24 protein-coding genes and 1 pseudogene are annotated in these 22,218 nt (G+C 36.5%); 11 read left to right on the top strand and 14 right to left on the bottom strand.

The window, feature by feature from the left end; all coding sequences use genetic code 11:
• The 5 genes from IPM34_14810 to IPM34_14790 are packed head-to-tail and all read right to left on the bottom strand — an operon-like array spanning window position 1 to window position 4,825.
• Window positions 1-810 (bottom strand): outer membrane lipoprotein-sorting protein, encoded by an 810-nt coding sequence (locus IPM34_14810; GenBank protein MBK8956806.1) that lies wholly within the window; start codon window positions 808-810, stop codon window positions 1-3.
• Window positions 811-819: 9 nt separating this feature from the next.
• On the bottom strand, window positions 820-3,165 hold the full coding sequence (locus tag IPM34_14805; protein ID MBK8956805.1) for an MMPL family transporter: 2,346 nt from the start codon (window positions 3,163-3,165) through the stop codon (window positions 820-822).
• A gap of 23 nt (window positions 3,166-3,188) precedes the next feature.
• On the bottom strand, window positions 3,189-3,974 hold the full coding sequence (locus tag IPM34_14800) for an SDR family oxidoreductase (protein MBK8956804.1): 786 nt from the start codon (window positions 3,972-3,974) through the stop codon (window positions 3,189-3,191).
• A gap of 54 nt (window positions 3,975-4,028) precedes the next feature.
• Entirely contained in the window at window positions 4,029-4,304 is a 276-nt protein-coding gene (locus IPM34_14795; protein MBK8956803.1) for a hypothetical protein, read from the bottom strand.
• 20 nt (window positions 4,305-4,324) lie between these two features.
• Window positions 4,325-4,825 carry a DinB family protein gene (locus IPM34_14790; GenBank protein ID MBK8956802.1) on the bottom strand — a complete coding sequence of 167 codons (501 nt, stop codon included), beginning with the start codon at window positions 4,823-4,825 and terminating at the stop codon, window positions 4,325-4,327.
• Between the two features lie 131 nt (window positions 4,826-4,956).
• Here IPM34_14790 and IPM34_14785 point away from each other — a divergent pair, with 131 nt between their 5' ends.
• Window positions 4,957-5,367 (top strand): helix-turn-helix transcriptional regulator, encoded by a 411-nt coding sequence (locus IPM34_14785; protein ID MBK8956801.1) that lies wholly within the window; start codon window positions 4,957-4,959, stop codon window positions 5,365-5,367.
• Window positions 5,368-5,429: 62 nt separating this feature from the next.
• Here the strand turns inward: IPM34_14785 and IPM34_14780 are convergent, their stop codons facing one another.
• Genes IPM34_14780 through IPM34_14765 form a run of 4 tightly spaced genes read right to left on the bottom strand, consistent with a single transcriptional unit; the run spans window position 5,430 to window position 7,170 of the window.
• A complete protein-coding gene (locus IPM34_14780) occupies window positions 5,430-5,801 on the bottom strand; it encodes a VOC family protein (protein ID MBK8956800.1) in 372 nt (123 codons plus the stop codon).
• Window positions 5,802-5,836: 35 nt separating this feature from the next.
• Window positions 5,837-6,190: a TfoX/Sxy family protein gene (locus tag IPM34_14775; protein MBK8956799.1), complete on the bottom strand. Its 354-nt coding sequence runs from the start codon at window positions 6,188-6,190 to the stop codon at window positions 5,837-5,839.
• Window positions 6,191-6,196: 6 nt separating this feature from the next.
• Entirely contained in the window at window positions 6,197-6,715 is a 519-nt protein-coding gene (locus IPM34_14770; protein MBK8956798.1) for an SRPBCC family protein, read from the bottom strand.
• Entirely contained in the window at window positions 6,712-7,170 is a 459-nt protein-coding gene (locus IPM34_14765) for an SRPBCC family protein (GenBank protein MBK8956797.1), read from the bottom strand. The genes IPM34_14770 and IPM34_14765 overlap by 4 nt, the downstream gene beginning before the upstream one ends.
• A 90-nt stretch (window positions 7,171-7,260) precedes the next feature.
• On the opposite strand from IPM34_14765, the gene IPM34_14760 reads away from it, so the two are divergent.
• The gene (locus IPM34_14760; GenBank protein MBK8956796.1) at window positions 7,261-7,686 is read left to right on the top strand and encodes a helix-turn-helix transcriptional regulator; all 426 of its coding nucleotides are present in this window, start codon (window positions 7,261-7,263) and stop codon (window positions 7,684-7,686) included.
• Window positions 7,687-8,172: 486 nt separating this feature from the next.
• On the opposite strand, the gene IPM34_14755 is transcribed toward IPM34_14760, so the two are convergent.
• Both IPM34_14755 and IPM34_14750 read right to left on the bottom strand, forming a co-directional pair.
• A complete protein-coding gene (locus IPM34_14755; GenBank protein ID MBK8956795.1) occupies window positions 8,173-9,288 on the bottom strand; it encodes an IS91 family transposase in 1,116 nt (371 codons plus the stop codon).
• Complete coding sequence (locus IPM34_14750; protein ID MBK8956794.1) at window positions 9,272-10,045, bottom strand: tyrosine-type recombinase/integrase; 774 nt, start codon at window positions 10,043-10,045, stop codon at window positions 9,272-9,274. Before IPM34_14750 ends, IPM34_14755 begins: the two co-directional genes overlap by 17 nt.
• Window positions 10,046-10,411: 366 nt before the next feature.
• On the opposite strand from IPM34_14750, the gene IPM34_14745 reads away from it, so the two are divergent.
• From IPM34_14745 to IPM34_14730, 4 genes are all read left to right on the top strand, one after another.
• The gene (locus tag IPM34_14745; protein MBK8956793.1) at window positions 10,412-11,047 is read left to right on the top strand and encodes a hypothetical protein; all 636 of its coding nucleotides are present in this window, start codon (window positions 10,412-10,414) and stop codon (window positions 11,045-11,047) included.
• A 166-nt stretch (window positions 11,048-11,213) separates the two neighbouring features.
• Window positions 11,214-11,516, top strand: coding sequence for a nucleotidyltransferase domain-containing protein (locus IPM34_14740; GenBank protein MBK8956792.1), 303 nt, complete (start codon window positions 11,214-11,216; stop codon window positions 11,514-11,516).
• Between the two features lie 185 nt (window positions 11,517-11,701).
• Complete coding sequence (locus IPM34_14735) at window positions 11,702-12,244, top strand: cupin domain-containing protein (protein MBK8956791.1); 543 nt, start codon at window positions 11,702-11,704, stop codon at window positions 12,242-12,244.
• The gene (locus tag IPM34_14730; protein ID MBK8956790.1) at window positions 12,231-12,992 is read left to right on the top strand and encodes a hypothetical protein; all 762 of its coding nucleotides are present in this window, start codon (window positions 12,231-12,233) and stop codon (window positions 12,990-12,992) included. The genes IPM34_14735 and IPM34_14730 overlap by 14 nt, the downstream gene beginning before the upstream one ends.
• Window positions 12,993-13,315: 323 nt before the next feature.
• Here IPM34_14730 and IPM34_14725 read toward each other — a convergent pair whose 3' ends face one another.
• Complete coding sequence (locus IPM34_14725; protein MBK8956789.1) at window positions 13,316-14,362, bottom strand: IS5 family transposase; 1,047 nt, start codon at window positions 14,360-14,362, stop codon at window positions 13,316-13,318.
• A 710-nt stretch (window positions 14,363-15,072) separates the two neighbouring features.
• Window positions 15,073-16,746 carry a hypothetical protein gene (locus IPM34_14720; protein ID MBK8956788.1) on the bottom strand — a complete coding sequence of 558 codons (1,674 nt, stop codon included), beginning with the start codon at window positions 16,744-16,746 and terminating at the stop codon, window positions 15,073-15,075.
• A 352-nt stretch (window positions 16,747-17,098) separates the two neighbouring features.
• Between IPM34_14720 and IPM34_14715 the strand changes: the two genes are divergently transcribed.
• From IPM34_14715 to IPM34_14700, 4 genes are all read left to right on the top strand, one after another.
• Window positions 17,099-17,374, top strand: a complete 276-nt coding sequence (locus IPM34_14715) for a zinc ribbon domain-containing protein (GenBank protein ID MBK8956787.1) — start codon at window positions 17,099-17,101, stop codon at window positions 17,372-17,374.
• Between the two features lie 445 nt (window positions 17,375-17,819).
• Window positions 17,820-18,074, top strand: coding sequence for a hypothetical protein (locus IPM34_14710; protein MBK8956786.1), 255 nt, complete (start codon window positions 17,820-17,822; stop codon window positions 18,072-18,074).
• Window positions 18,075-18,181: 107 nt separating this feature from the next.
• Window positions 18,182-18,637: a hypothetical protein gene (locus IPM34_14705; GenBank protein MBK8956785.1), complete on the top strand. Its 456-nt coding sequence runs from the start codon at window positions 18,182-18,184 to the stop codon at window positions 18,635-18,637.
• A gap of 424 nt (window positions 18,638-19,061) precedes the next feature.
• A complete protein-coding gene (locus IPM34_14700) occupies window positions 19,062-19,793 on the top strand; it encodes a glucosaminidase domain-containing protein (GenBank protein MBK8956784.1) in 732 nt (243 codons plus the stop codon).
• Between the two features lie 676 nt (window positions 19,794-20,469).
• Here IPM34_14700 and pdxA read toward each other — a convergent pair.
• Window positions 20,470-21,527 (bottom strand): annotated as a pseudogene (pdxA, locus tag IPM34_14695) (4-hydroxythreonine-4-phosphate dehydrogenase PdxA).
• Window positions 21,528-21,771: 244 nt separating this feature from the next.
• On the opposite strand from pdxA, the gene rplM reads away from it, so the two are divergent.
• A complete protein-coding gene (rplM, locus tag IPM34_14690) occupies window positions 21,772-22,215 on the top strand; it encodes a 50S ribosomal protein L13 (GenBank protein MBK8956783.1) in 444 nt (147 codons plus the stop codon).
• Window positions 22,216-22,218: the final 3 nt, after the last annotated feature.

Raw genomic sequence — 22,218 nt, 5'->3', positions numbered from 1 at the left:
TTATTTGCCTCCTCTCATTAGAGATTCTTCTGTGAATAAGTCGTCTTCTATTTGTGTTTTATAATCAATTGCGCTGAACGTGATTAAGGTTTTATGGCTTGTTTTGTGGTTTTCTGCTTCTAACTTTTTTATTGACCAAATGCCTTCAATTTTTTCGATTGTTTGTGCATTAGTGGTTTTAAGTAAGTTGCCGGCTACATCCCAATACATTGTTTTTCTGACAAACCATATTTGTGCATCCACCCAGTAATGAACTTTCCCATACCCGAGTTCTTTTTTTACTTTTTCGTTTAGTGGAGTACCTTCTAAAAGGTAACATTTGTGGCCGTCTATTGTTTCTTCCTTAACGGTTTTATAAGAATAATTTGTCGTACTTAATTTGCTACCGAGTTTGATGTCTTCATAGGTAAAATCTGTTCCTAAAAAATAATCCCCTCGATTAGACGCTGAAATTCTTCTTGTTTTTTTTAAGGCCGGAAGGTAAAGCCATTGATCATCTTCTTTTGTTTTATCGTTATAATCAAAAGACATAAATCCAGTACCCTTTACATTGGAAGGATTTTTAAATACTATCATGGTTTTACGTTGATCCTTATAATCTTTCCTATAAATAACTGTTTCTCTTGATTGCGTTTGACCGTTTTTGTTGGTAAGCATCATGTTGAAATTCTGTATCACGTGCTCTCCTTCATTTCTACTATTGACACTTTTTACAATTTCGTTTGCAGCCGGGAGAGACTGCGCCTGAATGGTGGAAACACATACAGAAGCAAAAAGTATGCTTAATGAAATGGATTTTATAATTTTCATATTTTATATTTATTTAGTTAAGAATTTTGGTTTGAATATTTTTATCATTGAAGGGAGAAGTGTCATACTTGCCAAAAAGCTACTGGCGACACAAGTAGTTATTAGCGCTCCAAAATCAACAAAAGGAGGTAATTCACTTATCATATTTATTCCGAATCCGAAACAAACAGCAATTGCATTAAACAATAAAGCTCGCCCGGTGGATGTGTACATTTTTTGTAATGCCTCTTCAATACTGAGATTGTCTTGTCTTATTTTTAATTTAAGATGTTCGATAATGTGAATCGAAAAATCTACAGATACTCCAATAGCGATTGCACCGAAAATATTGGTAGCCGTGTTTAATGGAATATTGGCTAAGCCAAGAATGGCATAGAACATTAACATGGCCGTGAATACGGGTAAAACGGTATAGAGACCAGCAGTAAATGATTTAAAATTAAATGCTGTAATAAGCAGAACCAAAATAAGTGCAACTATTACACCGAAGAAGTGGCTGAAAGCAATTCCATCCAACCAATAATAAAACACGTTCATCCACCCTGCAACTTTGGCTTTTACATTTTGATCATTAAAATCATTTTCGATATAAGTGTTCAGCGGTTCAATTACTTTCTTTGCACTTGAATAATGTCCGTCTTTCATAGAAACACTGATGTTTGCCAATCTGTAATCATAATCAATAAACTGTTCCAAATCTGCCGGGTCACCGCCAGATGAATAGAGCAGAAATAATTGAGCAACCATATCTTTATCATTGGGAATTACATAGGCTTCATTTTTGTTTTCGTTTAAAGATTTGTTGAGTTGTTTGATTACATCCACTATAGAAGTGGTTCCGCCAACCTGTGGTAATGATTCGATGTATTGCTGTAATTTCTCAATTTTCTTGAGATTTTCGGGTGTGTAAAGCCCTTCTTTTGATGGTGTTTCAATAAGTACATCAAATGAATTGGAACCATTCATTTTTGAGTTGATGATTCTATCTGCCTTGTAAATATCCGTTTTTGAATCGAAGGCTTCAACACTGGCTTCATCCACTTTTATTTGAAAAGAACCGAACACCCCTAGAATGATAACTATCACAGAGGTGACAATTATTGCCTTTGGCTTTTTAAGAATTGCTACACCAAATTTTTGAGTAAACCTACCGAATGCATCAGGTTTTATTGTTTCACTTACTTTTAGATATGCTTTACTCAATTTGGGTTTGAGCAACATTAAGATAGCCGGAATAGTAAAAAGTGAAATAAACAAAGCGATAAGAACACCAACAGAGGAAAATATTCCTACCATTTGTAAGGGAGGTACGTTTGATGTAAAGCCCATGGCAAGGAAACCAGCAACATTGGTAACACTTGTCATGGTTACCGGTCTCCACATTTCAGTCATTGTAATAAGCGTTGCTTCGCGAGAGGTTATACCGGGTTTTTTGGCAAGCGTTTCATAGTACTCGCCCAGTATATGTATAGCATCTGCAACACCAATGGCAATGAGAATAACCGGAATAATATTGGATGTTAAATACATTGGGACACCCACACCGGCCATTATTCCCATTGTGGCGAGAACGGAACCTATAATTACAATTACGCTGAGATATAAACCTCTGAAAGTACGATAAGCGATAATGAGTACGAGTAAAATAACGCCAAATGCTAATGGCGTCATTTTTTTTGCATCACCATCAATATACGTTGCTTGATAAGCCACAACACCACCTTCACCTGCGACATAACATTTTGTTCCCTGATATTTTGAGTTGTTGAGCTTTTCTTCCGTGATTTTCTTTATATCAAAGTAAGCCTGAGAACCATATTTTTTATTATCGAGCAGTTCGACAACGATTAAGGTTGTTGTAGCATCTTCGCTTACAAGTGTACCTTTATAAAGCGGAAAATTTAGAGCATTATTTTTTATTTTGTCTGCATCTTCTTGCGATTCAATTTTACCTTCGATAAATGATTCAACAACCAAGCCGGTTTCGGTACCGTAGATATTATTTTCGGTAGCAAGGCTGGTAATTTGATCAGGATCTACGCCTTCAATTTTTTTGTAATCTTCGGTTAACTCACTTATCAAGTTCAATAATTCAGGAGAAAATGCTCCGTTTTTTCCATCGTTTGAAATTGCAACTACTACAGGATCGGAAATACCGAAAGTTTTACGGACAAATTCACGATTAATTAATGAAGGGTGATTTGCGGGTATAAAAGCTTCAATGGTAGTATCAATTTGCATTTTCGGAAGCTGACTTCCGGCACCAACAATAATTAGTATGGTGGCTAATATTATTAACCAGGGGCGTTTTATTGCTTTATCAAAGAACTGATAGGACTTGGAATGTTGTTTCATCTTATTTTAGTTTTTAGTGATGTTTATTCTAGGATGTGACCGCCTGAATGATTAATAATTGTACCTGTCATATAACTTGCCATATCACTTGCTGCCAATACAATTACATTTGCAGTTTCATGAGTAGTAGGTAATCTTTTGAGCGCTGTTTTTTGTTGCTCTATGAACCCTTGCATTTCAACTCCGCTTAAACCGATATTACTTCCCATAGCTTTAAAAGTGTAATCTATGGCAGGCGAGTCGGGCATTGCTTCTGAACGAACGCCAAGGACACGAATACCAAGAGGCCCCCATTCTGATGCTAAACTTTTAAGAAGCCCTTCGGTTGCAGCATGTGAACTTGTGAGTGCCGCTGACCAAGGCGATCCTACTTTGGATAGAGAAGAGGTAACAAAAATTATAACACCATTTTTTTGTAAAGACATTACTGATTGAGCAACCTTGGCAGTTATAAACTGACTGGCAGTATTGTTTTTTAATGGAATTAGAAATTGGTCAAGAGAAACTTCGCTTGCCGGTTTGCCGTGATTGTATTCAGCAGGATTGGAACTTGAAAGATTAACAACAATATCGATTGAGATATTTTCACCTTTAAACCAATCAAAATATTGTTGAACCGATTTTTCATTTAAAGTATCCAACTTGCGAATTGGTGCCAGAGAATTTTCCTCGACTTCATTTTTAACGTTTATATCGGATAAATAAATATTTGCACCACTTTCTTTAAACGCTTTTGCTACTGCAGTACCAAGCGCACCCTTTGCTCCAAATATTAGAGCGGTTTTGTTTTGTAATAATTGATTTTTCATGTTTTTATTTGATTTTAATTGTTAGAATGAAATCCAGTTTTGATCTTCATAAATTTATATTTCTGCTTCACCATCCGCAAACTGAGTAATAATGGTTCGAAACTGTTCGTTATCATAAAAATCTTTTACTTGTTGAACGCTTTGAACTTCCCAAAAATCAGTCGCCATAAATTGGGTTGGGTCGGATGCATCGATGTACGCGTGGTGGGAATAATTCCCTGCCATTTTGAAGTTTTTGATGTTTTCCGGATTGAATAAATTATCACTCCATGCCTTTGAATCCGGTAAAGACATTTTTAGTCTCGCTTTTAATGTTACTATGAATTTCATACTTGTGTTTTTTTAAGTGGTTAATTATATTTCATTGCGGGATATCCAAAACCTTTTCTGAGAAGCCCCAGCTGGCCTAATACATAAGATTCTCTATCAATATGAAAAATGATAGCACCGAATTTGGATTTATCATTTACCGGAAAATTGGTTTCTGATATTTCGGTTAATTCTTCTCTATTAGCAGAGACAATTAGCTCCTCAAGAATTTCAGAAATTTTGTTCCAATACGTTAATTGTTCTTGAAGGGTTGGATAATTGACATTGTTTTGAATGGCCTTATTGTTTTTAAACAAGTCGGGAAATGGTTCTTCTATTTTTTTCCCAAGCAAGTCTGCCATCATAAATCTTGCTGATACCATGCTGCCCGCTAACCAGGCAATATGATTTGTGTTGTCTGCAATTTTTCTTGTGTGATCTGACTCATTAATGTCAAGAAGTACATTTTTAAATAATCTTGTATGCAAAATTGTTTGCTCAGAAAGAGCATGCACAGCCTCGTTTTTGATAGTTGTTTCCATTTTTGATTGTGTTAATGTTTAAATAAATCCTATATTTGCAAGTGCTTGTAAAACACAAGCGGTTACAAATATAGATAAAACTACTTGAATAATGCAAGCACTTGCAAAATAAAAGTTAAAAATAAATTATTATGAGATCGAAATGCCCCTTAAATTATGGTCTGGAATTGTTTGGCGACAAATGGACTTTGCTTATTATCAGAGATTTAATGTTTTTTGAAAAGCGTTATTACAGAGAATTCCTGCAATCGGATGAAGGGATATCTACAAATATTCTTGCGGATAGATTGGTTCAACTTGAAAAAGAGGGCTTCATTAACAAACTCGAAGATGATCATCATAAGCAAAAAATAGTTTATTCGCTCACGGAGAAAGGAATTGCTATGATGCCTATAATTATTGAGATTGGTTTATGGTCGGACAAATACGGAGAAGGTTTGGCTGAAGATAGGAACGAACTACTTGGGCCATTTAAGAAAGATAAAGTAAAAGCAGATTTAGAGTGGAGGAAAAAGTTAAGAAAGCTGCATCTTAAGGATTAGTAAATATCAAGGTAAAATAAAAGAGCAGAATCAGAACTGCCCTTTTATAAAAACCTCATTGGCTACTGCATCGAGTGTAGAGCAATTTTATTCCCTTCCGTGTCCGTAATATGAGCCATAAAACCATTGGGGCCAAGTGACGTTTTCGGAAGAATTATTTTTCCGCCAGCCTTTTCCACTTTAGCTAAAGGAACACTTAAATCATCACCTCCATTTAAATAAATTAACGAGCCATTGGTTGCAGGTTCAAACCCCTTACCTTCTACTAAGCCACCTCCAATACCACCATTTTCGATGTCGAATGGAAGCATCCCATACTTTAATTCGGGGTGTGGCATTTCGTTAATGGATGCATCTAAAATTGTTTCATAGAATTTTTTTGCTCTGTCGAATTTTTTTACCGGTATTTCGAACCAATTGATTGCATTTTTCATGTTGTTTTATTTATAAATTGTTATTATTTGGTGAATTATTTTTCCTTTTTTTTAGGTGAAGGAGCTTTCGCTTTTTTATTCCCCTCAATAACTTTATTTAGCCACCATTCAAAATCCTTTTTTGAGCTTGTTCCCTCGGCACTAACAAGCAGCCAGCCTTTCATTGGGCGACCACCCGAAAGATCAAAAACCCGTGCACCTTTCTTTTTTAAAAGCTCGTCCGTTTCTTCCAATTCGCAACGTAACATGATATCATCTTTATCAACTCCGATACACATTTTATCATTGACCATAAAAGCGATTCCGCCAAACATTTTTTTCTCTACCAGGTTTTTTGTTCCCGCCAGAGATTCTCTGATTTTATCAGCTAATTTTTCATTGTAAGGCATGATTAACTATTTTGATTCAACATATTTTTTTAATTCAGAAAACACTTCATTAATAGAAGCATTCATTTTATTTTTCATTACGAAGGTATTTAGTAGTGCTCCAAATGCTCCATATCTAACATTGTATTCCAAATCCTGTTTAACAAGTGTAGCCCCATCCTTTGTTTCAATGGAAGTAGTCCATTTCATATTCTTAACCGGCCATGAGCTTTCATATAATTCCATAGTCATTGAATTTCCGGGATCAATGGCAAGTACTTTTCTTTTGACGGTTGTACCGTCATCCATTGTACATTGACGGCTTGCATTAACTCCTTCGTGATTATCCGACAGACACGTTGCATCAGAAACTTGTGGATTATAATTTTCTACCTCTTCAATGTTATTCAATACCAACCAAACTTTTTCTTTAGGAGCATTAATTAAAACTTCATGGTGAAGTGTTATGGTTTGATAAGATAAAATTTGAAAAACAACGATTATAAGAAGGAGGATAATTCCTGTCCATTTGAATATTTTTTTCATTTTTCAGTAAGCGTTTTTAGATTGTTTAATATTTGTTGTTGTGCTTTACGGATATTCTTTTTGATAACAAGACCACTTAGTATGCGTGCCATAAAGTTTGCAGGGGTAAAATAAGTTTCATTAGTGACCTTGGTTTTATTGTCTCCTAATTTTTCAAGATTGAATACAAACCTTGTATCTTTTAACATTTTACCGAATCCCATATCATCATTTTCTATTGTCCACACCGTTTTCTTTTCAGGAATCATTTCTAAAAGGCGTTCGGTCATTGTTCCTTTTTTGCCCTTATTGTCAATTTCACAAGTGCGTGTTTCTCCTTGCAAATCCATTCTACCAGTGGCTTTTATTATACCTGGATTGACTTTATGTAAAACAGAAATATCTGTGATGGCCGACCAAATGCTACCAATGGGAGCATTTATTATCGCCTCGTTTTGTACTTGAAGTTTGCTCATTTGTATTGTTTTTAGTGTTAATACTTGTTATTTGCAAGTACAAATATAAAACCTTTTACTTGTAATATGCAAGTAATTTTGTAAATTTGCTTGGTGAAAAAGAAAAAAATCGCATATCGTTCTGATTGTCCGATAAGTACAGCTTTGGATATTTTGGGAGACAAATGGTCTTTATTAATCATCAGGGACATGGTTTTTAATGGTATGAGTACTTACGGAGAATTTTTGAATGGCGGGGAAAAGATTGCAACTAATATTTTAGCGGACCGACTTCTCCAATTGGAATCAGGGGGAATTATCAAAAAACAGAAGCATCCTGAAAGTAAGGTAAAGGTGCTTTATACATTAACCGAAAAAGGTATAGATTTAATTCCTGTGTTAGCTGAAGTAATACTGTGGAGTGAAAAATATCATGATGTACATCCGCACGCCAAACTTTTTGCTAAGGCTTTACAAAAAGATAAAAGTGGAATGATTGAAAAATTAAAAGGATCAATTAAGACAACAAAAAAATGAATAAATCCTCCACACACTTGCAAGCACATTGCCAAATCCCTACAAGCCAACGCCACAACCAAAGCTTTGTCAAAGAGCTTACAAGTTTCCTGCACCAAGAAAAATTGAATTAAAAAAATCCCTACGCTTTAAAGAAAATAAAAGATACGCAACTCACATCCGACACTCAATGACACGACAACTCAATAACGATCATGGTTTACAAGCACGGTGGACAGAATCGCCAGCACCTAACAACTAAGTTTTCGTTGCGTATGCATTACGAACAATGAAAACGCTGTTGAACGAAATCTGCGGTAGTTTCGCCCAGGAAGCTAAGCAAGTAAGTAAATCTATGGAGATGTCGAGCCGGGAAGAGGATAGCCCAAAGAGTTTTTTTTTTGCAAGATTTGAGTTTAGAAGATGATCATGATGATCTATTTTTGAATTATAAGATGATTTTATTCTAGTTCATAAATAGAGTGATATGCCTAATTACAGTTTCAATTAAGCCGAGCAGAGTGATGGATACTGTAAGAGAATTGCTTGAGGTGGCCCTCTTGAATCAAAAGTAAGCAGTGTTATCATAGTTCCGGATTTGCAACAAGGACAGATTCTATATTTCGAGTTTGAACTGAGAGATGATAATCGGACATGTAATTTAGATTGTAAGGACTGAAGTTTTCCTCTTTTCCAGGAGCTGCTCAGAATTCCATAATGGCGGATTCTGACAAATCTTTTATCCATGATATGCATGGAGAACCGCCGGATAAATTCTTCGTGGGTAAGCGTCAATTTTTTAACGATACCCTTTTGTCGATAGTCTTTATATCTAAATGTGACATTGGAATCATCGATGTGGCAGATCCGATGATTTGAGATGGCTATTTTGTGTGTGTATCTTGCCAGATATTCAATAACGGCATGCACTGAAGCAAAAGGTCGCTTTGCATAAACTATCCAGGGTTTGCTCCAAAGCGATTTTTGTATGGTGGGACAATTACTTAAACCAGACTGAATAAGGAGTGCCATAAACTTTGCTCTGAAGACCTGACTCAGGGCTTTTACTGGAAATAAATACCTGCCTTTTGATCGGGTGAATTTCCAATTTTCATTATGATCTACTCCACCGGCAGGTATGATACAGTGTAAATGGGGATGCAGACTGAGATTTTGTCCCCATGTATGTAATACGGCAATCATGCCTGACTTTGCACCGAGGTATTTGGGATCCGATGAAAATACCTGAATGGTCTTCCATGCGGAATCAAACAAAATATTATAGATCTCACAGGGTGCCCCAAGGCAAAGCGAATTTAATTCCTGAGGCAATGTAAAAACCACATGATAATAAGGTACCGGAAGTAAATTCCTGGTTTGATTGTGTATCCACTTGTTTGATTTATCTCCGAGGCATTTGGGACAATGTCTGTTTCTGCAAGAATTGTAGCTTAGTTTGGTATATCCACAGTCGGAACAGACATCTATATGACCTCCCAATACCGCCGTCCTACATCTACGGATGGCATCCAGAGTTTTGATTTTCCAGCCATTCAAACCAAGGGAGTGGATTTTGTACAATACCCTGTCAATGACCTGTGAAAGTTCAAATGCGGTCCGCATACAATCTGTCTAAAGGACTGAATGCTTTGACTTTTCCGCTTTGAGCTACATGCAGATATATCATTGTGGTCTCAATGCTTTCATGACCGAGCAAATCTTTGATGGTCATGATATCAAGTCCATATTCCAACAAATGCGTGGCATACGTATGTCTGAGGGTATGTACGTTTACGTTTTTTTGAATTCCGGCTATACGTGCAGCTTGTTTTACTGCCCACTGAATTCCTCGTTGGGAATAGCGGCTGTCAAAATCACCTCCGGCACGACCATTGGGTTGACCATGAAATAAGTAATCCTGCGGCTGTTCTGCGGCAATATACTTTCGAATCCCTCTGATGAGTAGATCGCTGAGCGGTACATATCTTTCCTTATTGCCTTTGCTAACTCTGAAATGAAGCATCTTGCGATCAAAATCAAGATCAGCCAGTCGGATCGATCTGAGTTCCATACAACGCAAACCACAACCATACAAAAGTCCAATTAAAATTCTGTGCTTTAATAATACGGGTGAAATCAGCAATTTCTTAATTTCTGTTTCGCTCAAAACAGTTGGCAAGGATTTGGATTTTTTGATAGGAGGAAGGCCAAGTTCTTTTACTTTTATTCCTTCACATTTACAAAGAAATCGAAGTCCATATACAGTATGTTTAAAATAGGAATCGGAAGGTGTATCGTGCTTTTGCTGAAGCAAGTGAAGATAATCTGTGATTTGATCTTCCTCTAATTCTGTAGGAAGGCACCCGAAGTGAAGTGCCATTTGAGCTATATGTCGGGAATAGTTTTTAAAAGTATTCGGACTTCTCCCAAGGATTGACAATTTTTTCTGGAACCTTATTATCTGTTCTTTAAAACCCTTAACTTTGTTGCAGGCCTGTACCAATAAGGTATGTTGACCTAAATCTTGCGGAAGTTTTTTTTAGTTGCCATGTTTAATTAGTTTAATTGTGAGAAATGATTAATCATAAGCAAATATTTTACCAAAAACTACCGCAGGTTTAGTTCAACATGGTATACACGCAATGCCTAGATAAAGTTAGGTAAAAAAAATAAATATGCAAGAAGCAATGCGTGTATGCCCAACCGTTACCAGCAGGCAATAACTAAAATTAAAATAACAATTAGTATGAATAAATTATTCATTTTGGCTTCATTACTCGGTTTATTAAACCAAACAACAGCCCAGCAAATTAAATTATTACCAATATATTCAATAAGTAGTTATAATAAAGTTCAAAACGGATTTGGATATGGTGTAGGTTATGAGATTAATATCAATTCGAATGATAAACTTGATTTTCTATTTACTAATAGTTTTATCACTACTTCATTTAGCTATATATTCTTTTCAAGTGGAGATGGAAAGGATTATTACAGAAAAGTGAAGCCATCAAATCAAATTATTTCAATTTCATCTTGTTATAAATTTAATCTCTATCGTGGAACTAAATCAGAAATCTACATTGGACCTAAACTAATAATTAACTTCTTTAAAATAAAAGAATCGATTGTTGAAAATGAAGTAAATAATACTCAAACTAGATCATACACTGATATGTATTGGAAAAATAACAAATTCGGATTGGGCTCAACCTTTGAATACGAAAGAAAGATTATTGCTGATAAACTATCATTATCCTTAGCTACTGAACCTCAATTCGTTTTCTTTACAAAATTTGGATTAGAAGGTTCTGACGATCCACCCATTATTACTTTGTGGAGTTTTAATTTCAATATCAAGTATAATTTCGCAAAAAATTAAAGAAAATGATAATATTCAAGCCTGCTGGTAACATGGTGCACAGCGGTATGTCTGCTGACGTCTCCGGTAAAAATTAAAGGTTACAAAACCGGCACAGCGTGTGCACCCGTCCGTTAACGCCAATGCCAGTAAAATATCGTAATAAATAAGTAACTTAGCATTAATAATGAATGAAATCAATACACATATAGATCATATAAAAAAACTTTGCGTTTCCAACAAAGTGAAGACTCTCTTTGCATTTGGTTCAGTTACAACTGACAAATTTAACATAGACAGCGACATTGATTTAGTTGTTGATATTGATGAAAGTGATCCTATTAATTATTCTGACTATTATTTCAGTCTTAAATTACAACTTGAAAATCTGTTCAGAAGACTGAATATCTCAAACTATCCTTGTGGTTCGTACTTTATTCATGTCCAAAATAGATTTGTAAATAAAACGAAGAAATTTGTTAAAATATAAAGCGAAGGCTGGTTGTAACAAAGGCTAAAACGGCAATATCCCCTATGCGGGTCTAATGCGTTTAGCCTAAACCCTTATGCATCAAGCTTGCCGAAAGTGCTAAAAATAAATTTATAACTGGAATAGAGTTCAAAATTCCAGCTTAGAAACTAAACATTGCAAACAAAGAATTAAACTATATTAAAGTGAAATCAATAACACTAAAATCAACTGGTGAAACAATTACCTTTGTAAAGACAGGTAAGGACACCAAAGGTGCTTTCACTGAAATTATTTGCACCATTCCAGCAGGACAAGAGGGACCGCCGCCACATATGCATCCATTGCAAGACGAAATTTTTGAAGTTATAGAGGGAAAACTTGAACTTTTGGCTAAAGGCAAGAAGGTTGTTCTTGAAGAGGGAGAAAGTTTTAATGTTACAGCAAACACAGCACACACCTTTTCAAATCCATTTGATAGAGAGACAAAGTTCAGGGCAACATACAAACCAGCACTCGACATTGACTATGTGTTGGTACAGGGGTTTAACTCATTAAACAGTCAACCTAATCCCAATAAACCGAGTTTACAGATGATAGTTGATTTTGACTACATACTAAAACAAATTCACGGACAATACAAGTTTGCTGGTGCACCTGGAATTATATTCGCATTTTTTGCAGCCATCACAAGATTATTTGTCAAACCTAAAGTGAAGTCGCTTAAAGACCACAATGCTTCGTTCTAAAAGAGTGTATCAATTCTTCAAACAACTTAATGAAAATCCAAATAAGAAGATGCACAACCATTCAAAACAACAGATTCCTTTAATAAATTTACCCGATTTAATATTAAATTTGAACTCTCATAATTTGGTGGCAAACCACTATCTATTCGAGATACATATTTATGGTATGAAACAAGCTATTAAAAATAGATTGATAGTAAGATTAGGTTCATTGGTTTGCTTAATCAGTGGTGCTTTATGGATCATCGGGTGGACACTTGATATTCATCGCGATTCTCTCATTGGAGCGGAGTTAGTTTTAACTGGATATGTACTATCTGTTTTTGCTTTTACTGCGATTGCAGCCGTACATTATCAAAAACTTAGTATGCTTGGACTGCTTGGATACTCCTTAATTATTATGGCCGCAGTATTGTTTGTTCCCTGGGCATTTTTAGATATCGCTCGTTTATCAGGAGTCGCACCGGCAATAGATTGGTATTTTGTTGAAAGAAATGGTCCCACTGGAGCAATTGCCATTTTCGGGGGAGCCGGCTTTGTTTTTGGATATCTTCTATTCGGCATTGATCTGTTGAGAACAAAGGTATTGAATCGCTGGCCAGCAATCCTAATGCTATTGGCAGCTATTCAACCACTGATTTTCCTGTTATCCAAATTGGTAAATTGTTACCAAGGATTGCAGGGCTTTCACTTATCCTTTTTTGCCTATCATTTATGGAAGTACAGTCAATCAAACAAAGATGTTTAATTCTGGAATTTATTTATGTAGGTTGGTAGCATTTTTAAACTTCAACATATTTTTAATATGGATAATCAACTATTAATTTGTTAGGGTTTCATTCTTCTGTTTAATAACAAAATATCCACTTCCCAATCAGGCCTATACTACGTAACAAATATTAATTAAGGGGACTTCTATTTATTAAAAAAGTTCGTTTCATTTGTTCAAATGATATTCATTTAAACTTCAAAGGCTACAATGGAGCTTTTGCAAGCAAGGTTTTTCAACAATTTCGATCCGGTTTTCAACAATTTCGTGAATTTATTTGTGATTTTTCAGTTCCGGGCACACTATGCCCATGCTACTTTTCTTTTTAGTTGGATAATCCGGAATAAATTATATGTTATGTTTGTCAGTCCAATTTGAAAAGAAGATCTTACTTTACCTATGCATCGTAATTTCATTTTTCCAAACATCGTGGTGATACAACCAAATACATGTTCAACTCGTGCACGTGTTCTTGATAAGTTCGTATTTCTGTCTTGCTCCCTGTCGTTTAATGGACGGTTTCTTCTTCCTTTCTGATTTATACAAGGTATCATCCCTTTCTTCCGGATTCGTTCTCGGAAATCCCAGCTTGCCGAATCTCCATATAAGCGTTTTCCTTTATCCCGTTTTTCTATCAATACATCCGTCATTTCACCATCATAAACATTCGCAGGGGTTATTTCATAGTTGGTAATCAGTTTGGTGTTTTTATCGATCTTCACATGATCTTTATAGCCGTAGGCTTTGCGATTATGGTGCTTTACCCAGCGGGCATCGGAATCTTTTTGTCTTCCAATATTTGGGTTGTCCTCCCATTCTTGTGGTATTTGCCCATTCTTTATTAAGTCATTATCCTCTTTACTATTGCGGTTAATTTCGCTTTCTACAATATGAGCATCTACAATACTACCCTTATTTATTATTACCCTATTCTGGTGTAATAGTTGATCCAGTTTTTTGAATAACCTTTTATCCGCCTTCTTTAAACTCAATTCATTCTTGAACGACCAGATTGTTCTTGCGTCAGGAATCTGATCCGTTCCTCGTATTCCTAAAAATAATTTAAAACTTGTCCGGTCTGCTATTTGGAATTCCATTGATTCATCACTTAAATCATATATTCTTTGAACAATTAATAACTTGAACATCATCACTACATCATAAGATGGCCTGCCGGGACCTTCTCCCGTTCTTTTAACAATTTTTTCCAGCTCCTTTCGAAAATATTCAAATCTGATGTAATCGTTAAGCTTAGCTAATGGATCTTTATCAAAAGAACGAAGTTTTTCAACAAGAGCATCCCACTCAAATAGCTCAAGTTGTTGCTTTGGTGTAATGATTTTGGCCATATAGAATTTTTCCCAAAAGATAGGTATTTTTATGAATATTTAGAAGTCCCCTTAATATTAAAAACCAATATTTTGGAAGCAAAATTGATTGAAATGAAGAGCGTGACAGACAATTTGGTGGGCTGGTAACTGCATAGACATTCTTAAAAAAAGATAAAATGAAAAGTAAAATTTATAATCTCCTTTTAGTTATTACTTCGCTTTTTGGATATTTGGAATGGAGCGGGAACAACCGTTTATTTCTTTTTCAGGCGGAAGCTGAAATACTTTCAAAATTATTTACAGACCCTCTTTCTGCGCTTCATCCATTTACGGTTTTGCCTCTGGTAGGGCAAATAATATTATTATTCACTTTATTTCAAAAGAAGCCGTATAAAATTCTAACATACATAAGCATAGCTTGTATAGGTATATTGTTGGTATTTATGTTTATCACCGGGCTACTGAGTTCAAACTATAAAATTATAATCTCGACAATTCCTTTTTTGGTTGTATCGGTTTTGGCAATTTTACATTACAGAAAGACACAATAACCAAAATCCATGGACAAGAAAGCCAAACCAATAAAAGCAGTTTCAGGATATTGGTGATTCAGTAGTTTAATTATGTGAATTAGTTGCGATTTATTCCGATGGAAGTTTCCACACGAAAAAGCCCTGCTCATTTTTTGATGATTAGTTTTCGAACGGCGATGAATTCCTGACCATCCATCAACAGGACATAATACAGACCCGAAGGATATGGATCCAATTCCAATGTATATTCAGATCCGGTAAGATTTTGAGATTGAAAAGTACTTTTCCCAAAGGGTTCAAGATTTGGACCGATAGATGGATTGGCAAATTTTCAAATTTTATAGTGGCAGTTTCAGAACAGGGGTTTGGAAGAATGACTATTTTATCATCAAACTCAGATACATTTCTGGTATTGGTAATTATGGATTTCCCTGTTTTGCGAATTACAAAGGTGCCAAAAACAGGAAATTGCACATTGGGATTTTGGGAAGAGCCAATTATGGATGCTGCTTTTCGATCTAACATAGAAATATTGAGTTCGCCATTGCCGGAAATGGTGTCTATGGTTTTATCATCGTAGTAATTCATGGCATTAATAACTTCGACGACTTCACCTGCCCGGAATTCGCTTGATTTGATCCGTATATTAACTATGGAGCTGCTGTCCCAATTGTAAATTACAAGATGTGCTAAATTTGGATCATATTTATTGGGAAGAATGAAGTATTCAATCCCAGAATAATCAGGTCCCGCATAATAGGAGTTGTTGGGGAAATCTGAGTTTGTAAAACCCCAAAGATAATATCCGTAAGATGGCGGAATTCCTGCACAAATTTTATTTCCTGTTACAGCAGCATCAAACACTGGGGTATTATTATATCCAAGTCTGAGTTGGCCAGTAAAGTAATTGCTGTCCAAAACAAAATTCCTGACCCCGTAATTAAGACCAAATGCATTGACCGGAGGGCGGGGAGTGTTGGTACCGGAAAATGTATAGTTATGTTTAATAGTTGTATTGAGAATTGGATTGCCGGGGGAGTTGGAAACGACAAAGAAATTATGAGTTCTGGAATTGTTTCCCACACCGCCAAGATTCTCGGAAGCCGCTCCGCCATTAAAAATAACATTATGCCGAATATCAAAATTACCAAGAGCAGCAGTCGCTGTTGTTTGCCAGATTTTCATTCCATAACCATACGTATTGAAAATGATGTTGTTGTGAATTTTCTTCATACCAACAGTGTCATTTTGCAAATACATCCCATGTCCATGACCCTCCCAGTTTCCATTGTTGTAGTTGTTATTTCCAATATTGTAAATAATGCATCCATAAATTTCAGTGTTCTTCGCAGATTTCCAAACATCCAGTCCGCTGCCAAGATCGTGTACAAGAAGATTTATGAATTTCATATTTTCTGCAGTGCAATATACATTGCCAGTTCTGTCTGAGTTTGGATGGTCTCTGTCCGCAATGCTTGAATTGGTGATTTCAAGTCCCCAGAGCCAGGTATAACTGCAATTACCCAATGACATGGTAATGGTATATGGAAGTTGGCCATCAATCACGACACGTTCATGGTTATAATTTCTGAATATAATAGGTGTATTTTCCTTTCCATGGGTAAAACAACTGAAGGATGTCTGTGCATTGAATGAATTTGTATACACGCCTTCCCGTAGCCATACCCAGATGGTATCACTGGGGTTATTTAATTCGGGTGGAGCGTTGAATGCTTGCTGTAGCGTCCAGGGAAATAATACACTGCCGTCTCCCTGACCCGAAGCAAATGGCGATACATAATAATGAGAACCAGCAAGACATGAAGAGATCGTTACCGACGCGATGATCAGGGCTAATATTTTTTTCATGGGGTGAGACTCAATTTTACAATGATAAATGAGAATTACCTATGTCAAAAATAAGGCAATTTTCAAGAAAATAATATTTTTTATAAATCGGAACATCTGTGGGATACAATTGCAACCCGGCCAAATCATAAAGTTTATAATGTTCGTATGAGAAAATTATGATGTATAAAAGGAAGAGTGCTATTCAATGTCGTAAAATAGAGGCGCATAAAATTGTGTACACGCTATGCATCCAATTGCTTTTATTTTTTTAATTTTGATTCTCGGTATCGTATAAACCGCTCTTTTGAGCGCAATGACAAATGATGGCCAACACGAGTAAAACACATGCACATTAAATGTTTAAATATATATGGAAAAACAGACTTACAAAAATTGTCAGAGTTGCGGAATACCTTTGCACAAAGACCCACAAGGAGGCGGCACAGAAAAGGACGGAACGAAGAGTTCAAAATATTGCAGCTATTGTTACGGAAACGGAGAATTTAATGGTGGCCAGGTTACCTTAAAGGAATTTTCAGAAATTTCGCGAAAAGGAATGATTGAAGGTGGGCACAACAAATTTTTTGCCTGGCTTTTTTCGAGACCATTTATGTTGGGACATTTGGAACGATGGAAAAATAAATAGGAAATTTTACAACCTGCTTAAAAAGCAAAGACTTTATCTTGTTGACAAACATTTTAAGCTATTTCCAAAGAATTGCGATAGATACTACAGCAAAATTTAATAAAGTAAGGCTTGGAGTAATTGAACAAGGTAGGCATATATGGGAGGTTACTGACGAATTTGAAAACGTGTTACTGAGGTAAGGCTTAAATATATGTTGTTGTTAAGAGCTGTGAGAAATTGGTTAAAGAAACAATTCATGAGAGGCAAGTATAAACTGGAACTCAAAAGGCAGTTACTTGAAATTAGTTCAATTATAAATTTGCACCTGGTGCCAAACCTGAAAAAATAATTTACAATAAACGGCCCATAAAACTCCTGAAAGCAATATACAAACAGATTTGAAAGAAGCAAGTAGTGAGATCGGAAATTTGAAAATGCATATACACATATTCGCTAACAACAAATGAACATTATAGATTGGATAGGATTCATCGGGGTATTTCAGATTTTACTCGCTTATGCACTCAATGCTTTCGATAAATTGGAAAAGGATAGTTTGGTTTTTATTTTATTGAATTTAATCGGGGCACTTTTGGCGTGTTTGGCTTCCGTTCTTATGAATTATGTTCCTTTTATAATTCTTGAAGGCGTTTGGGCTTTGATTTCATTTATTTCCTTAATAAATCTAAAAAAGGGCAAGAGAAACAATTTTAATTAATCTGATAATGAAAATAACTTCCAATTCTTAAGGACGGCGATTATGTTTTTCAATTGTAAGCCTATGAATAAATCATAGAAATCGAATAAAACTAAAATTAACCAAACATGAAATCAACTTGTAAGTTTCTAATCTTTTTTATTTGCTACACGGCATTTTCGACTATGGCAGTTTTCGGACAAATTTCCGAAAAGCAAAAACTATTGTACAAAACCGGGAATCCTGCAGATTGGCCTAAAGATCAGGATGCGGTCGTTTCTGCGCCTAAGAACCATAAAATATTACTGGAGAATGATAAAGTCAGAGTATTGGAGGTCACACTTGCGCCTAAAGAAATTGAACCCGTCCACCATCATCAGTGGCCAAGTGTACTGTATATTATGGAAGCCGGAGATTTTATAGATAAAGATGGTGAAGGGAATGTGATTTTGGATACCCGTAAATTACCGGAACCACTCGTTTTTCCTTTAACTATGTACAAAGAGGCTGAAGCACCCCATTCAGTTGAGAATTTGAGTAGTACAAAAACCAAAAGACTGATTAGAATGGAAATGAAGCCATAGAATTTTATGCGCGGACAATAATTACACAAGCAGAACAGAAGCTATAAGTATTTGCTTTTTTCACTTAACTCTAAGAATCAGCATGGATGATGCAAAATGATTACGCCTTACACATTCAGCCTTACGCCTTTAAGCTAAGAAAATGGCTTCCATTGCATGAATAGGGATAATAGATGCTGGATTATTGAGGTGTGATGTCCAGAAACTTGACTTTGGTACTAAGAAATAAAAACTTTTCGCTTCGAGCTTTGCGCTTTAAGCTTCTTCCGCCTTCCGCCTTACGTCTTCAGCCTTAAATTTAAATATATTACGATAAAAAATACTATGTAAATAAATGTAAAACAATATTTTACATATTTACCCCCATTTGTTAAATTCAAAATTGGTATTATTTTTGTATCTGAAAAGGCAAAGGATACAAAATATGAAGCCCTTAGTAACATTACTCCCATTCCATAAGCTGTTATTGGCGATCTTTTCATTTGTTTTTTTAACGGCTACAAGACCTGTAACCGTGCAGGAAAAATACATCGAGCAATTCAAGTGGGTTGCCATCAGTGAAATGGAGCGAACCGGAATTCCGGCCAGCATCAAAATGGCTCAGGCTCTGCATGAATCCCAATCGGGCCGCAGCGAACTGGCTACCAATGCAAATAACCACTTTGGCATTAAGTGCAAAGCGAATTGGGCGGGCAATACCTATCAGTATAAAGATGACGACAAAGACAGTACTGGAAATTTAATCTTCTCTTGTTTCAGATCGTATTCCTCCGCCATGGATTCTTACCTCGATCATTCTGACTTTATCAGATTCAGACCGCGCTACAGTGAATTGTTTACCCTTCCGGCAAACGATTACAAAGCCTGGGCTTACGGATTGAAAAAATGCGGTTATGCTACTGATCCCAGTTATCCGGAAAAATTGATACGCCTCATTGAAAAATACGATCTCGATTTATTAGATCAAAAGAAAGCTGCCCCGGAAATTGCGGTTGAAAAACAGGCAGATGCCATTTTTGCATCCGAAATAACGGTTGTGCCTGTTCCAATGGAATATTTAGCGAAGCGTATCCTTCCTCTTGAATCGAAAAAGCCGGAAGTGAAAAGTCAATACAAAAAAAGCAGGCAGCCAGCGAAAAAATCAAAAAGAAGATAAAAGTACAGTTGATCAAAGCCTGATCTTCAATTTCTAAAATCCTTTTAACATTCCGAATAAGTTGGAGTTCCTAAGTTGAGACTATTTTTGCAGCCGGCTTTGGAATGATCGAATGGAAAAAATCAGAGAGGGATTGAATTTCAGTTTTGAAAAAATGGATGCTGTCGCGCTAACATAACTCCAGGTATCTTCCTCTGCAAGTACACTTGAACTAAGTTATTTTCTGAATCCATCTGAATGCCAGATCTTCCCCGATTTTTCAGAATGTTTTGTGGTTAAAATTTTATTGGACAAAGCTAAAAGGAAGACGCGTGATTGAAAATTAAAGAAGTAAATCAGTCTATATAACTTTCAAGCAAAAGCTAATTGTTTTATTCTCTTCAGAATCCAGTTTCCGGCAAGTACTATTTACTATACAGGTGTTTTCGTCAATTCTGGAAGTAAATTTTTAGTTAATAAAAAATATTCGTTTTTCTAAAAAACACGAAACAAACACCAACTCAATTGCTTTTTATAAAAATTTATTTCTGGGATGTTAAGCCAGATAATATATTTAAAAATAATATATATAAGGAGTTACAATATTCATCCGATTTCATCTAACTTTGCACTGCCAAAGTTGTCGGATTGAATAAACCAATCTCAACCGAGACGAATGATAATGGAGTGAACTAACCTACTCGCTCATTTCTTCTGATAGCTTTGGCCTTTTCTTCAAAACATTCTCCCGCATTTCTTTATAGCCTTTGCGTTGAAAAACGATCTCTTTGGCCATCAGTATGGCATTGAACATCGAGCCGGGATCGGCTTCATTTTTTCCAGCCAGGTCGAAAGCCGTACCATGATCCGGAGAAGTTCTTACAAAAGGCAGTCCGGCCGTATAATTTACACCTTCCTGATGGGTAATGGTCTTAAATGGAATCAAACCCTGATCGTGATACATCGCCAGGATGCCATCGAATTTATTGAATTGTCCGGTGCCAAAAAAACTATCGGCAGGATAGGGTCCCGAAACAAACATTCCGGCTTTCTTGGCTTCAATAATAGCGGGCCTGATGATCTCTTCGTCTTCGGGTCCGAGCAATCCTTCTTCTCCGGCATGCGGATTGAGTCCCAGTACCGCCAGATGAGGTTTTTCTATGCCGAAGTCGGTGATCAGCGATTGTTCCATGATCTTCAGTTTGCGGAGTATGGAATCTTTTTAATGGCCTGGGCAATTTGCGAAACGGGAAGGTGTTCGGTAACAATGCCTACTTTCAGGCTTTCGGAAACCATAAACATCAAACAGTCTTTGGCTCCTGATTTTTCGAGCAGGTAACCCGTGTGACCCATGTGCTCAAAGCCCGCCATTCGCATCGAATGTTTGTGTATGGGGCCGGTAACCAGGGCATCCAGCTCGTTTTTATTCAAATCCTCAAGGGCTCTGTCCAAGGCCATTTTAGCGTATTTACCGCCATCCGGACTTGGTTTTCCCAAGGAAATGGTCACATTCTCATTCCAGCAATTGACCAGGTTCAGCCGACCCGGCCTTGGTCTTTCACCGGGAGAGATTATATTGAAGCTTAGATTTTCGAGCTGGGCAATGTTTTTATGGTAGGATGCTATTTTTACATTGCAATATAGGATCGGGATGATGTTTTTATAGATCATTTCGTGTTTGAGGGCTTTCAGAATTACCTCAAGACTGATTCCGTTGATGTCGCCGCAACTGATCCCAACTTTAATTTTCTCCATGGTGCTGTTTAAGAACGCGAAGATAAAACGAATTGGCATTAGCTTCAGATGGATGCCTAAATGAAGGCCTCCCGGAGTACCTGATTTTGCGACAATTTTGCAATCTTGTCCAAAATTTACTTGTTTTTCAATCAGTTAGCTAAAAATTTACAATTTTTTTTAAGCTTTGGCATACAGCATATTGGACTTGGGTTTACCTTTGTGCCCGCTTCAAAAAAGCCCTCACTATTAAATTTTAGTAAAAGTGAATACTTTAAGTTTTAAAACTTCCTACTCCAAATCTGCTGAAACCAGCAGAAAATGGCACGTAGTCGATGCTGAAGGTCAGGTGGTCGGCCGTCTGTCTTCACAGGTTGCTCATTTATTAATGGGCAAGCACAAAACAGATTTTGCACCACACATGGATTGTGGCGACAATGTCATTATCGTCAACGCGGCAAAAGTGCGATTCACCGGTAAAAAAATGGACGATAAAGTCTATTTGACCTACAGTGGATATCCGGGAGGACAAAAATCGGCAACACCCAGAGAAGTGTTGGCGAAACATCCCAACAGAATTCTGGAGGTCGCTATCCGCAAAATGCTTCCCAAGAGCAAACTGGGCGATGCCATGTACAGGAAATTATTTATTTACGAAGGCGCTGAGCACCCGCACAGTGCACAAAAACCCGAACCTTATACAATCTAAGAT

This window comes from Saprospiraceae bacterium, from assembly GCA_016716185.1.
In the GTDB taxonomy this organism is placed as follows: domain Bacteria; phylum Bacteroidota; class Bacteroidia; order Chitinophagales; family Saprospiraceae; genus Vicinibacter.
This window is presented reverse-complemented; position numbering and strand designations above follow the sequence as displayed.

Bases quoted from the DNA above. Each gene is read 5' to 3' on its own strand.
- IPM34_14810 (MBK8956806.1), bottom strand. From the start codon at position 810: ATGAAAATTATAAAATCCATTTCATTAAGCATACTTTTTGCTTCTGTA.
- IPM34_14805 (MBK8956805.1), bottom strand. From the start codon at position 3,165: ATGAAACAACATTCCAAGTCCTATCAGTTCTTTGATAAAGCAATAAAA.
- IPM34_14800 (MBK8956804.1), bottom strand. From the start codon at position 3,974: ATGAAAAATCAATTATTACAAAACAAAACCGCTCTAATATTTGGAGCA.
- IPM34_14795 (MBK8956803.1), bottom strand. From the start codon at position 4,304: ATGAAATTCATAGTAACATTAAAAGCGAGACTAAAAATGTCTTTACCG.
- IPM34_14790 (MBK8956802.1), bottom strand. From the start codon at position 4,825: ATGGAAACAACTATCAAAAACGAGGCTGTGCATGCTCTTTCTGAGCAA.
- IPM34_14785 (MBK8956801.1), top strand. From the start codon at position 4,957: ATGAGATCGAAATGCCCCTTAAATTATGGTCTGGAATTGTTTGGCGAC.
- IPM34_14780 (MBK8956800.1), bottom strand. From the start codon at position 5,801: ATGAAAAATGCAATCAATTGGTTCGAAATACCGGTAAAAAAATTCGAC.
- IPM34_14775 (MBK8956799.1), bottom strand. From the start codon at position 6,190: ATGCCTTACAATGAAAAATTAGCTGATAAAATCAGAGAATCTCTGGCG.
- IPM34_14770 (MBK8956798.1), bottom strand. From the start codon at position 6,715: ATGAAAAAAATATTCAAATGGACAGGAATTATCCTCCTTCTTATAATC.
- IPM34_14765 (MBK8956797.1), bottom strand. From the start codon at position 7,170: ATGAGCAAACTTCAAGTACAAAACGAGGCGATAATAAATGCTCCCATT.
- IPM34_14755 (MBK8956795.1), bottom strand. From the start codon at position 9,288: ATGCGGACCGCATTTGAACTTTCACAGGTCATTGACAGGGTATTGTAC.
- IPM34_14750 (MBK8956794.1), bottom strand. From the start codon at position 10,045: ATGGCACTTCACTTCGGGTGCCTTCCTACAGAATTAGAGGAAGATCAA.
- IPM34_14745 (MBK8956793.1), top strand. From the start codon at position 10,412: ATGAATAAATTATTCATTTTGGCTTCATTACTCGGTTTATTAAACCAA.
- IPM34_14740 (MBK8956792.1), top strand. From the start codon at position 11,214: ATGAATGAAATCAATACACATATAGATCATATAAAAAAACTTTGCGTT.
- IPM34_14730 (MBK8956790.1), top strand. From the start codon at position 12,231: ATGCTTCGTTCTAAAAGAGTGTATCAATTCTTCAAACAACTTAATGAA.
- IPM34_14725 (MBK8956789.1), bottom strand. From the start codon at position 14,362: ATGGCCAAAATCATTACACCAAAGCAACAACTTGAGCTATTTGAGTGG.
- IPM34_14720 (MBK8956788.1), bottom strand. From the start codon at position 16,746: ATGAAAAAAATATTAGCCCTGATCATCGCGTCGGTAACGATCTCTTCA.
- IPM34_14715 (MBK8956787.1), top strand. From the start codon at position 17,099: ATGGAAAAACAGACTTACAAAAATTGTCAGAGTTGCGGAATACCTTTG.
- IPM34_14710 (MBK8956786.1), top strand. From the start codon at position 17,820: ATGAACATTATAGATTGGATAGGATTCATCGGGGTATTTCAGATTTTA.
- IPM34_14705 (MBK8956785.1), top strand. From the start codon at position 18,182: ATGAAATCAACTTGTAAGTTTCTAATCTTTTTTATTTGCTACACGGCA.
- IPM34_14700 (MBK8956784.1), top strand. From the start codon at position 19,062: ATGAAGCCCTTAGTAACATTACTCCCATTCCATAAGCTGTTATTGGCG.